The sequence below is a fragment of the Natronosalvus amylolyticus genome (genome assembly GCF_024298845.1).
Lineage (GTDB): Archaea > Halobacteriota > Halobacteria > Halobacteriales > Natrialbaceae > Natronosalvus > Natronosalvus amylolyticus.
In genome coordinates this window covers 277416-290451 of the sequence record NZ_CP101160.1, presented here as the reverse complement: position 1 = coordinate 290451, position 13036 = coordinate 277416, and the positions used below count along the sequence as shown (strand labels likewise).

The following is a 13036-nucleotide window of genomic DNA, read 5'->3' as shown; positions in this document are numbered from 1 at the left end:
CGTGCGAGTTACTCACAGGGACAAGCCGACGTCCACCATGCACACATGAAAGATACAATGAAAGCTGTGGTCCAAACAGGACCATCATCACTTCGAGTAGACACGCTTGAACGACCACAAATCGATGCCGATCAGGTTTTGATACGGGTGGGATCGACCGGTGTTTGCGGAAGCGACGTCCACGCCTATCTTTACGAGGGCGGTTACGAGTGGGTGGAACTGCCACGGATTATGGGTCACGAATACGCTGGAGAGATCGTGGAAACAGGGTCCGCTGTCACCGACTTTGCTGAGGGTGATCGTGTTGTTGAGAATCCTACTCGCACGTGCGGCACGTGTTTTCAGTGCCTGAACGAACAATCCAACGTCTGTCAGAACTTCTCAGTGAAGGGAATGCACAGAGATGGGTCCTATGCCGAGTATACAGTCGCCAACCCAGACAAACTGCACACGATTCCTGAGAGCGTTCCCATGGAGCACGCCGCCATTACGGAACCACTCAGCGTCGCTGCTCGAGCCGTCCTTTCCCGATCCACGGTCACTCCCGGAGATACCGTACTCGTCGAGGGACCCGGTCCGATCGGTGCACTCGTGGCCGCAATCGCCGATTCGATTGGCGGCCGGGTTCTTGTCTCCGGGTTGTCACAGGATGAACAGTATCGACTCCCGTTACTCGAGGACCTGGGCATCGAGACGGCCGTTAGCGGGGAAACACTCGATTCGAAGACACAGGAGATAACAGACGGCATCGGCTTTGACGTCGTCTTCGATACCACTGGTCATCACTCCGGTGTTGAATTGGCGGTAGAAATCGTCCGAAAAGGTGGGCAGATCGTGGTCGTTGGTCTCCCCGGTAGCGCCAGTGAGATACCCATGTCAACGATCGTCCGGGGCGAGGTCGACATCAAAACCTCGTACGGGTCGAAATGGGCCAACTTCGAGCAAGCACTCAGCCTCATGTCGGAAAACACCATCCGCCCGGACGGAATTATCGATGACAGGTATTCACTTTCGGACCCGGCGGCGGCGTTTACGGCATTTCTGGATTCAAAGACGTGCAAGCCAGTGTTTACCTTCGATGAATAGCACGTATTGTCGAAATAATGGGTAGTTTCCTCGAGGAGCGCTGATTTATCTCGTGTAGTTGTTGGTTGTGCTGATACGGTAGCGCTTGAGGAAGTGCCGACTACAGTGAAACGACAGTTATTTCGATTGCATGAAGCGCAACAAAACTCGTGCTTCCGGGGAGTCTTCGTCGGCTTCAGCTGAAAACCACATTAGCCTGGAGAACAGTGTGACAGCGAACGATGCGACGTATCGGTTTTGTTCGCGCAGCCGAGCAGTGTTACTGGTAGAGCAGCGGCTTTCGTCTCGATCCAATACGGGTGCCATGGCAGGTGGATCAGAGCCGATTGACGCTCACTCGAGTTTGAACATCCACTCCCCGTCCGCCGTGGCTTTGCCATCCATTTTCCGACTACTCGAACGGTCTCGAGCCATCGTTAGCACTTCCCTCAGTGATACAGACGCCTTGTGAATTCGTTCTGGGCACCACACTTCTGTTACACGCTCTGACGAAGCTCTGGAAGTGGCCACTGCTTTCCGATCTGGATTTCCATACAGCCCAGTCTATTTTATCGATGGCCGTGGTAAGCCGGTTATGGTCGATGAGGACCACGATAACGAAGCGGAATCGATGAACCATGAGACTGAACACGAAGGAGAGCGGGTGATGAGTCGGGCGGACGGCGCGGCGATCTTGCGTGAAGTCGCTGCCGGTGTTGAAGAGGGGACGATCCATATCGAGGGAGAGAACGGGTTCACGGTGGCGGTTCCGGAGCACTTCGAACTAGAAGTCGAGTACGAGGCCACCGACGACGAGGCCGAGCTGGAAGTCGAACTCGAGTGGCCGATGGAAGACGGCGAACCGGTGTCGGCGGATGACGAACACGGCTAACCACCCGTTTGCTTTCACATACGGTGGCAGCTGTCGCTCGAGCTAACGGTAGTATGACACGGGGGAATGCACTCAACAGAGGTCGGTGATCGGTAAGTTCACCTCGACGTCAGACACGCTTATTTACACAACCTATAATGTTAGTATAATACTAATTAATAATAAAAATGCTATTTTTGTTGGTCAGCTATCTTGCCTAATTACTACACTACTATTTGTCTGCAAGGTATTGTTGTCACCCTGGTATTTAAACGGGACGACAATAATACAGCTACAGGATTACTGTATCGGTTAACTGAGATACAGTTGCTTGTCGATGCTGTGATTAATGGTACTGATTCCGTATCTGTGGTTTCCGTCTGTTGGTTGAACGCTACGATTATCTCGATCACGTCGACCGGATCCCGTTCGATACGTGGTTTTACACTGAAAACCTGTGTTGACTCCCTTCCACAACTCGTGGATGAAATGTTGGTCTAACGCCAGGTCTGAATTGTGTGTCCTACACACAATTATAATGCCAATATACAAAACAATCACCATACAAACATGCATAGGGTGGAAATATAATTCTACTGCTTGATAATTAGATTATAATTGAAAATACACGAAATATATTGGCCGCCTTTTTGGAACCAACTCGAAAATTATTCATACGGCAGATTGCAATTTTTCCGGTGGTCGCTATTCCGTGTTGGCTATCACTGGGAAGAGACTACGACCAACCGTATCAAAAAATATTTTTTACCAGCTAAAGAATCAATCCTCATGGCACTGCCTCAGTACCGGCGTCAGCGATCACAGGTAGCAGTCGGTGACTCGAGGCGTCACCGGTCGCGCCCGTTACAGGGGCGCCGAACCCTTTGCACGGGCGTTATTCGACATCCAATGCTCCCGTGGGACATTAGCATCGGGAGTCGGAAGAATTCGATACCGCAACCGGGCCTCGGAGGATTGATAACGGTAGAGTTTGCAGAATATGGCGTGAGTCTCCGAACAAATCGGCCCGACACAGGGGTCCGATGACTGTGGAAGGATCATCTTCCGATCAGTGTCGCTTTAGGGAGTTCATTTGTCGATACGCTCCTATCCTCTATCTATTGTTACTTATCGTGACGGTCCTATTTTTCCTTAACCTCGTGGCCATGCTAATCGACACGCAACCGGCGGATGCGTTCATCATCTCTATCATGAATTTCGCCTTGCTAGGCACTACAGCGACTGGAATCCTCTTGATCCTCTGGTATTGTCAGCGAGATTGAGGACGGCCGATGTCCCGTGTTTTACAAGCGTAAAGGAGAATGCCCGGAGTCGACCTCGAGGCACTCTGCCATGAAATCTGCAGATAGCGTCGACGCAGTAGAGAGCCGTGCTCCGAATCGGAATGAAGGTCCGAAGCGAAATTTCGAAATCGACTCGTCTGAGATCATGATCCAGGGATCGAGGGGCGTACTCCTCGTGTGGGTTGGACACTCTGGTCTAGTACCCTCCCAAACGTCGACTCATGGGTGAAATCGAATCGCACCGCCTGATTTCACCCACCAGTTTAGGTTTGGGAAGCCACTAGGACTCCGTCAAGCGTCGATGTGTGGAGCTAACCTCATCGTCCGGCTCACACATGCAGCCGTGACGAACCACTAGTCTGGATGCACGTCGTTAGCGTAACCGTCCTCGGCTTTGGGGGCGGAGTCCAGGTCAACAAAGTCGAACGTACCGGTTTCCATGCTGCTCTCACTGTCGGCGTCAGTGTCGAATTCGTCGAGCACCTCGGAGAGATGTGCCGCTTGGCCGGAGAGATCGGAGGCAGAACCCGACACTTCGGTGAGTGCGGCGGTCTGTTCTTCGGCAGCGGAGGCGACGCTCTCGGCTTCGGCAGTGGTCTCCTCGGAGACGGAGGCAGCCTCGTCGACCATCGCGACGACCTCCTGCGTGGAGGCGGCCTGCTGTTCGGTGGCAGCGGAAATTTCCTGGATGCCGGAGTTGGTTTCGGCTGCGTACTGAGCTATCACCTCTAGCGCCTCGACGGCCTCCTTTACTCGGCTGCTGGCGTTTTGGAGGCGCTGACTAGTAGCTTCGACCTCTGTGGCCGAGTCGTCAGTCTGCTCACGAATCGATCCGAGCCGTTGTTCGATTTTGTCGGCGGCCTGTTTGGCGTCGGTGGACAGTTCCTTGACTTCCTGAGCGACGACGCCGAAGCCGCCGTCCTCGTTCGAAGCGGAGCGAGAGGCCTCGATGTTTGCGTTGAGTGCGAGCATGTTGGTCTGGCCAGCAATTTCCTGGATTTGTTCGACAAGTTCGTCGATCTGGGCGACCTCTTCTTCGAGGGCATGCATCTCCTCGAGAGCTGATCCGGCCTCAGTTTCGGTCTCTCGCATACTCTGGATGGCGTCCTGTGCGGCCTGTCGGCCCTTGCGACCGGTTTCGGCCGTTCGTTCGGCGATATCGGCGACCTCGTTCGAGGAGGCAGCAATTTGTTGGGTAGTTGTAGATAGATTCGACATCTCTGAGTCGACCTTACCCAAGGCTTCGTGCTGACGCTTGGCACCTCCGGAAATCTCTTGGACAGATTCGGCGACCTGCTCGGAAGCCGTCCGAACCTCCTCGGAAGAGGCGGTGACCTGTTCGGATGCGGTGGCGACCGCAGTGGCAAAGGCGTTAACTTGCTCGACAGTCTGCTCGATCTGGGCGAGCATCGCGTTGAATTCGTCGGCAATCTCGACCATGGCCTCGTTTCTCGTACTGGCATCCATGCGAGCAGTGAGATCACCCTCGGCGGCGCGTCGCATGACGATGCTGTAGTCATCCGCAGTTTTCTCGAGTTCCTGGTTGATATGCTGGATGCGCTGGCGCTCGGCATCTGCTTCGTCGCGGGCCTTGCGCGCATCGTCGATCTGCTCCCGTAAGGAAATGCGCATGCTGTCGAAGGCTCCGTAGAGTCGGCCGATCTCGTCGGTTCGACCGCTCTCGAGGTCGACCTCGAGGTCACCCGCCTCCATCGACCGGGCCTTGGTCTGGAGACGACGGATCGGCGTCACCGTCTGGCGGCCGAGGACAATGCCCATGATGCCGAGCGTGAGGAAACCGGTCGCGATGATCGACAGGACGCTCAGTCCGGCAGTGTCACGAACTTCGAAGGCATCGCTGGCGGGCACATTCGTCACCGCGACCCAATCACCGGTTCGGTCGCCGGCGCCGACTGGGGTGTACGCCCGGAGCATACCGTCGTGTCGTGTGAACTGAACCTCGCGATCCGCAGCGGCGCTTTGGATAGCTTCGAGCTGACGGTCGTCGTCGATGGCACCCCCTTCGGTGGCGTCCAGCTCGTCGTCCTCGGCGCGCAGGACGTACTCTCCGTTCGTGTCGATGATCTCGGTGAACTGAGACTCACCGCCCTGGTGTAGTTGGCCGATTCGGACGTCGATCGATCCCTCGAAAACGACCACGCGGTCGTTCCCTGCCTGGGTAACGAATGCAACGACGGCACGGTCGGGGTTACCGCTCGATCGGTACGTTCCGGGTGACATCCACACGTTGTCGCCGTGGGCTTCCTGGAAAACGCTCTCGTTTGCCCACGGGTCGTCAATGTCATCGATATGCGTTCCCTCGGGGTTACGATCTCCCTCGGTGGAGCTAGCGATCACTTCACCCGAATCGATCTCAACGACGTAGAGCGACGCGGCATCGTCGAGTCGGGCAGGACGTTCGTAGGCGAACTGGGCCTCGATCTGTGGTGTGTCTCCCTGTTGGATCTCCTGGCGCTCGCTCAATAAATGAGCTTGAGAGGACATTTTACTGGTCCACTCGTCGAGTGAATCTGCCTGCATCACGGACATCGAGTGGAGTTCGTCCTCGACGTCCTGCTCGAGAGTCTCGTTTACGTCTACGTAGCCGACCCCGCCGACGAGGCCGATGGCAATCAACACGAAGAGTATCGATACGACGAACTTCGCAGCGTATCGCCGCTTGATAAACGACGGGACGAGTGATGAAGAGATGGAACTCATGTATGACAACTTACTCGCTGGCGAATAAGTAATTATAGTAGCACATATTAAATATATCGGCTGAGGGAATATCCAGGCCGCACGAACGGGCCTCGAGCGGAAACTCGATAAATTTGCTTTATCCTGTGGTACTCTCAGCGGAGCTGCACATGATCGCCCTTCCCGTGCCCTCCGGTCGTTGACGGAAAGACTGACTATGGCGAGTCCGCGATGGCCTCAAATGCTGAACCCCAAAGTTTTCTTTCCTGACTTCCAACACGTGGCTATGTCACTGGAACCGAATCGAGCAGTCCCAAGACGAGAGTTTGTCCGAAGTGCCGTCGCAATCGGCGGCGCGAGTGCGCTCTCGGCGTGTCTGGACGCAGAGACCGACGAAGATGTCGCCGATCCGGGAGAGCCGAAGTTTCCCCAGGGGCGTGAAGATCTCTCGGCGCTACCCGAGCGCCAGCACGCCTGGAACGATTTTATGGTCCGCGAACCGAGCGGGGATACAATCTTGCCACAGCAGCAGCTGCTATTGTTCGTCGAGTACACCGGGTCCATCCCCCCAACCGATGACGAGCGTGCCGCTGTCGAGGACACACTCCGGTCGGTCGAACGCGCCTACCAGCGAGGAACGGGTGGAACTGCGGGTGCCACGTTTTTGGAGGGATTGCTCTTCCTCATCGGATATGCTCCAGGATACTTTGATCGATTCGATGCGGACCTTCCGCCCGGCATCGACCTACCGAATCCAGCGACCGTCATCAAGCGGCTCGAAGAGGATGCTACTCCCGAGTCCGCCGATGCGGTCATCGTGCTGAACAGCGATTACGGCTCCGTCCTGCTCGGGGTCGAAGAGGCGCTATTCGACGATGTCGATCGCCTCAACGGCGTTACGGTGAAAGGGGACTTCTCGAGCGTGTTCGAGAAGGTCGAACGCCGACCCGCCGTCGTCGGCCGAGGAAACCCGGCCAAGGAACTCGACCACGACGCCATCGACGAAGATGCCCCGATGTCGATGGGCTATAAGTCCGGATTCGATGACTCGAACCCCGAAGAGAGCCGGGTTACCTGGGACGACGGCCCATTCTCCGGCGGCACGACCTTGCTGGCATCTCGACTCGGCATCGACCTCGACAGCTGGTACGAGTTCGACGAGGAGACGCGTGTCGGGCAGATGTTTACGATGGACCACACGCCGGAGGATATCGGCCGGACCGGAGAAGCACTCGGTGCCGACAGCGGCATCACCGAAGAGAGCGTCGAGAACCTCGAGAAGCACGCCCGCGAGCACGGATGCGTCGGCCATTCGGCGAAGGCTGCTCGAGCTCGCGACGACGATTTCGAGCCGCTAATTCTTCGCCGGTCGGAGGGGAATATCTCGGACCCTGCCCACGACGCTGGTATGAACTTCACCTCGCTCCAGTCCGGCATCGAGGATTTTATCGAGACACGAAATGCGATGGACGACTTCGCCGACGTCGAGGCACACAAGAGCGGAATCGTCGACTTCCTCACGACCGAGCGTCGAGGCACGTACCTCGTTCCACCCCGATCTCTGCGGGCACTTCCATCACCACGTCCGGATGAGCAGTGAGTTCGTCGAAATCGATTCCGAATCAGTTTCTCCGTTATTTCACTCCCGCCCGCTTTGACGTACCCGCCTACAGGATTCTGTGACTGGTCGCTGTCGGAGGCTGTTACGGTTCGTATTCAATGCTCTCTTCGATTCCATCGGGAGTCAGGAGAATTCGTTGGCCCGTCTCGATGTCCTCGAGGGTGCGTTCGGTACCGTCGGGCCAGACTACTCGGAGTTCGTCCACGGTCTCGGCGTCGCCAGTCCCGACGTGGAGCACGCGCGAGTCCTGTGACTGGTAGTCCGCGCGGACGTTGTGGAACCGGTGTAGGGTTTCGCCGTCGACGGTGGCGGTAACCTCGGCGCCGATAGTAGTGTGGCCAAGTGTCTCGGCTCCACCGACGACGACCTGGAGGCTGTTGCCCTGGTCGGCGTCATTTCGGTAGAGGCGGTACCGGTCGTCGTAGGTCGCAATAGCCACGTCGAGAGCCCCGTCAATCTGGTAGTCCAACCGGACGACACCCCGGTCGTCGGTGAGCTCGAGGCCGGACGCTGAGGCGTCCTGTCTGTAGAACTCGCCCCCGTGTTGTACCCAGACCATCGGTAACGCGTAGACCGGGTTCTCCCTATCGAAGTAGACGACGTCCTGGGTCCCATGGAACGCGTCGAGTTGGCCGTCGCTGTCGAGGTCCGCCAGCACGACGGCCCAGCCCCAACCCCCCTCGGCGATGCCGCGGTCGTCTCCCATGTCGGTGAATCCCCCATCGCGGTAGGCGAGGAGGTTGTTACCGTGCATTCGCTTGCCCAATCGGTTGTCGAAAAACTGCTCAATGAGCATGCGCTGGTGATCGTCGAGTTCGTCGAGCCGATCGCGCGGGAAGTAAATGTTGGTGACGAAAATCTCCGGCTGGCCGTCGCCGGTTACGTCCCCGATCGCAGAGGACATGCCGTTTCGGTCGGTCGACTCGCCGAGGTACTCGCGAGTGAACGTTCCGTCGCCCTGGTTGCGATAGACGGTGTCATTGTAGTAGTCGTTGGCGACGTGGATGTCGGGGTTGCCGTCGCCGGTGAGGTCCGCGAACGTTGCGGCCATGCTCCAGTGGGCGCCTGCCTCAGCGGGACCGATTCCGGCGTCGTCATCCCGTTCGAAGGAACCACAGCTTCCCCGATAGAGGGCATTGGGATTCCCGTTGTCCTCCTCGAAGGCCCCAGAAGTCCAGGCCTTTGGGGTAGTTCGGGTCCAATCACCGTAGTCGGCGACGAAGACGTCCGGACAGCCGTCCCCATCAGCGTCGGCGGCGGTGGCCGCGACGGGAACCCCGAAGGCGTCGTCGAAACCGACGTCTCGCTCGACGAACTCACCGCCCTCGTTCTCGAGGAAGACCGGAGTGTCGCCACGGCGCAAAAGCAGAAGGTCTTCCCACCCATCGTTGTCGTGATCGAGCCAGAGTGCGCCCTGGACGCGTCCGTCGATGTCGGGAATCGCGTCGGTCCGCTCGAATCCATCGCCCGTGTTCCGAAAGAGGACGGGACCGTCGTCCACGTCGTCGCCGATGGCCAGGAGGTCCTCGCGAAGGTTATTGGTGTAGTCGGCGACGTAGAGCCCGTCGTTGCCGTTGCCTGCGTCGAGCTCCGTCGATTCGTACTCGAGGCCGACATCTGTCGCGACTTCGGTGAACGATAGCTCCGTTTCGGTCGGGGTGTCGTCCCCCGTATCACCGATATCGAACGGTCCCGCGACGACGTAGCCAGCGCTCACCACGAGAAGGACGAACAGTCCCAGCACTACCGCTTTGTGCATTTACCTATAAGACTTGCTAGGAGTAAATAAGTGTATTGCTGCCGATTGGGGGGTAACGGGCCCGAAGTTCCCATAGGATACCACAGTAGCTGTCACTGGTGTTCACGTACGTTTGTCTCAGAGTATTACTCCTGCGTGGTACCCATTTCTCCCGGTCCGACGGTGACCGTCGTTCCGTCCGAGAATGAGACAGTCGTCTCCTCCTCGCCAGGGTTGTATGCGGCGTACGTTCTCCCGTCGTCATCACTAAAGACGGCGGCCAGTGGTGTATCTGTGCTAATTGTTGGATCGGGTGAACCAATCTGTTGAAACGTGGCGAGCCAGTGGTAGGTGTGTGCTCGAGAGTCGCCAAACTCCGGATCGTACGCGTCGCCGTCGGCGTCGAACTGCGCAATCGCGTCGTCCGGATCCGAGAACGCGCGGTACTTCCACACCAGGTCTTCCCAGTAGGAGAAGCTGCCGTCGGTGGCGTCTTCGACGGTCCGATAGTTGGCGTCGGCATACGACGTATTGAGGCCGAGATACAGGGAGTGTCCGCCGAGAGGCACCCAGTTGATTCCGTGGACTGCTTCGGGGTGGTCGGTCCACCACGTTGTGTACGCGACTCCGCTATCCCAAACCATCGTCGCCTGGTCGAACTGCCACTCGTCCAACACCGGAAGTGAGTCGCCGTCCTCGTCGAACCAGTACTCGCGGGCACCGTTTACCTCTCGAGTGTACAGGAAGACGCCGAGATCTCGAAGTTGCTCGTTGTCCGTGTACTCGCCCCACTGGATGATCGCTGCGTAGGCGTTGATCGCCTCGGAACTCGACTCCTGATTGTTCCCGAAAACGCCACCAGATGGACCGCCCGCCCACGAGTGACCGCTGTAGGGATCGTACGTGCGCAGGAACGGGAAGCTGTCGTCGTCACGATCGGGGTTGGCGAAGTCGCGGATCAACAGGTCCACCATCCCGCCCCACTCTGATTCGCTAGCCCAGTCGGGGTCGTTGCGGGCAATCTCGGCTGCTCCCCGGACGAAGTAGCCGTAGTGGAAGTGGTGGTCGTTCAGGTACTCGGTTGCCCCGTGGAGGGCGGGGTAGGCGATGAGCGTTCCCCACAACTCGTTGTAGTAAAATACACGAGATTGGTCGAGTTGGCCGTCGCCGTCGGTCGCCTGGAACCAGTCTTCGAGGCGCTCTCGCATCGAGTCGAGGATTCGTTGGGCCTGCTCCTCGTCACCGAGTTGCTGGGCGATACCGACGAGGTCGCTCGCACGATTGAAGTTCTTCCCCGTCCAGTACGCGCCGTCTCCGTCGCCTTCGAGTCCGGGTCGCATAATCTTTCCCCTCGTTGCTTCGGAGAGGTACGAAGCGAGGCGGTCTCGGTCGTATCCACCGACAGCCGGCAGGTGGGGGAGGATCCCGTGATACGTGTGCGTGACGTGGTACGAACTCGCCTCGATCGTTTCCATCGTCCCTCGCGGCGATTCGTACGTGTACCCGAGCGTCTGTTCGTCGGTGTACTTGTACTGGTGTGGAAACATACCGGCAATCGTCCCCGACGCTTCGCCTTCCATCGCTTCGGTCTCGAAGTGGTAGGTGGTATGGACCTCGCTCGTCGTGTCGTCGTACTCCCACTCGAGTCGTGTATCCACGACGTGTGCGTGAGCGTACGCACCGAAGGTTTCGAGGGCTTCGTCACCCTCCTCTGGCAACAATGCAACTGTGAGGTACTCGCCGTCGCCGAGCGACGAGGAGAACGTTTCGTCTCCATCGAACGACCACTCCGCGTCGGAGGGAGCGTACAGTCCGTAGTGGGTGTCGCCGACACTGAGGCCGATGGTCGAGTGAGCGTCTGCCCACACGGAGGGGGTCGCGTCCGTCTGATCGAAGGTAACGGTAACGGGGTCACCGTCTGCGCGCAGATACGCGTATGGTGAGCCTCGAACCAGCGTCACGTCGATTCGACCGCTCGAACTCTCCATCGCAAACGAGACCGACCAGTCCGTCCAGTCAGTCACCACGGACTCGTCGAACGTCGCTCCCTCGAGGCCGACGGTCGCTGCGAGTTCGATTGGACGTGTTGCGAAATTCGGTCCAGCCGGACCACTCCCAGCTTCCCATTCGCCCTGGCCACCGAACACGAACCCTCGCGGGCCAGTCGTACTCACGAGCGGGTGGCTCCAGATGTAAGCGTCGCTGTCGAGCAGGTGACCCTCCCACATGAGCGCTCCCCACCAGTTGTTCGTCGGGAGGGGGTCGCCTCGACGCTCCTCGGCGACGTAGACTTCCGTCGGCGGTTCCTGTCCGATAGCAGGTTTGGTGCTTCGGTAACTGGCATTTCCCACCGTGACGATATCTTCGATGTTCTCTCCATCGTCTGTGGGCTCATCTTCGGTCGTCTCATCGTCCGTCGATTCGTTCCCGGCCGGTTCATCGTCCGTCGTATCACTGCTGGAACAACCGGCGATTGCGGTCGTTACACCCGTTGTGCCGACCGACAGGACAGTGCGACGGCTGTAGTCTTTCCCCATAGACAAACTGTTTTGTTCGCCGACACTATAAGTTGTTCGAAGCAACCATATTTCGCGAAATTACAGACGACCCGGAGTCACTCGCCTCGAACCGCCTGTAGATTCCTGTGACGGGGTGAACCGGGGGATATTTGTTCTCGAAGAACAATGGCCTGATATGTCCAAGATGTCTCACCCAGTCAGGGACCTCTTTGAACAGTCCAAGGAGAACCCGGGGGCCATCGACCTCGAGGAAGTTGTCGAGTACCTCGATCACGAAGATTGGGGACAGGTTCGAGAGTGGGCACTCCAAACGATCACCCACGTATCGGCGGCTGACCCGGATCGCCTCGAGACCGTTATCGAGGACGTTCGACCACATCTCGAAGACGAGTTCCTCGTGGCACAGAACACGGCCGCATTACTGTTCGCCAGACAGGCTCGCCACGATCCCGAGCCTGTTCGAGAGTCCGTCCCTGAGCTGCTCGAGTTGCTGGATCAGGACCCGCCGATTTTGCGCTTTCGGGCGGCCGGCGCACTCGCTCCGTTGCTGGCCGATCACGTTGACGTCTTCGTCCCCCACACGGATCGACTCGTCGAGGTGCTCGTGGATTCTCCCACCGTCACGCTGGTTCCCGACGAGGGGGAACTCGAGGAGCTCGAGGACGAGACTGTGGAGCTGCTCCAGGAGCTCGCAAACGACCGAGAGGAACAGTACGAACGCGATCGCAAACGCTCTCAGGGTGTTCGTGAATTCGCCGCCAACGCCATCGTCGAGGTCGCCGAGATAGAACCCGACCAAATCGCCCCCCACGTTCGAGTACTCGCCACCACGATCAACGACGACCGACCCATCGTCCGAACCGCACTACTCGATACGATGGCCATCATCGCTCAGGACGACCCCGAGGCAGTTCAGCCGGCGATCGAGGCCATTCGAGCGCGACTGAACGACGAGGTGGATTACGTTCGGGCCCACGCTGTTCGGGCGCTCGGCTACGGCGAGGCCACTGAGGCCATCGAGGACCTCCGCGAGCTGGCTGACCAGGACGTCGACGAAAACCTCCGCGGACTGGCTGCAGATACGGCAGATTGGCTCGCCGACAGTCTCGAGGAGTAGCGCCGAGCGCACAGCAGTGGCGACCGTACGTAAACGTGATAATGTGTTCGAATACAGTCGCAGAATAATGTGACGAATACCCCGATTGTGGGGATCGCTGT

Annotated in this window: 7 protein-coding genes; 4 read left to right on the top strand and 3 right to left on the bottom strand. The window is 58.1% G+C overall.

The window, feature by feature from the left end:
- Positions 1 to 57: 57 nt before the first annotated feature.
- Positions 58 to 1086, top strand: coding sequence for a zinc-dependent alcohol dehydrogenase (locus tag NLK60_RS18960; RefSeq protein ID WP_254810845.1), 1029 nt, complete (start codon positions 58 to 60; stop codon positions 1084 to 1086).
- Between the two features lie 574 nt (positions 1087 to 1660).
- The gene (locus tag NLK60_RS18955; RefSeq protein WP_254810844.1) at positions 1661 to 1957 is read left to right on the top strand and encodes an amphi-Trp domain-containing protein; all 297 of its coding nucleotides are present in this window, start codon (positions 1661 to 1663) and stop codon (positions 1955 to 1957) included.
- A gap of 1637 nt (positions 1958 to 3594) precedes the next feature.
- Here NLK60_RS18955 and NLK60_RS18950 read toward each other — a convergent pair.
- Positions 3595 to 5961 (bottom strand): methyl-accepting chemotaxis protein, encoded by a 2367-nt coding sequence (locus NLK60_RS18950; RefSeq protein WP_254810843.1) that lies wholly within the window; start codon positions 5959 to 5961, stop codon positions 3595 to 3597.
- 265 nt (positions 5962 to 6226) lie between these two features.
- Between NLK60_RS18950 and NLK60_RS18945 the strand changes: the two genes are divergently transcribed.
- Positions 6227 to 7540, top strand: a complete 1314-nt coding sequence (locus tag NLK60_RS18945) for a DUF7405 family protein (RefSeq protein ID WP_254810842.1) — start codon at positions 6227 to 6229, stop codon at positions 7538 to 7540.
- A 103-nt stretch (positions 7541 to 7643) separates the two neighbouring features.
- Here NLK60_RS18945 and NLK60_RS18940 read toward each other — a convergent pair whose 3' ends face one another.
- Positions 7644 to 9320, bottom strand: coding sequence for a CRTAC1 family protein (locus NLK60_RS18940; RefSeq protein WP_254810841.1), 1677 nt, complete (start codon positions 9318 to 9320; stop codon positions 7644 to 7646).
- A 125-nt stretch (positions 9321 to 9445) separates the two neighbouring features.
- Positions 9446 to 11836 carry a glycosyl hydrolase gene (locus NLK60_RS18935; protein WP_254810840.1) on the bottom strand — a complete coding sequence of 797 codons (2391 nt, stop codon included), beginning with the start codon at positions 11834 to 11836 and terminating at the stop codon, positions 9446 to 9448.
- A gap of 157 nt (positions 11837 to 11993) precedes the next feature.
- Here NLK60_RS18935 and NLK60_RS18930 point away from each other — a divergent pair, with 157 nt between their 5' ends.
- Positions 11994 to 12935 (top strand): HEAT repeat domain-containing protein, encoded by a 942-nt coding sequence (locus NLK60_RS18930; protein WP_254810839.1) that lies wholly within the window; start codon positions 11994 to 11996, stop codon positions 12933 to 12935.
- Positions 12936 to 13036: the final 101 nt, after the last annotated feature.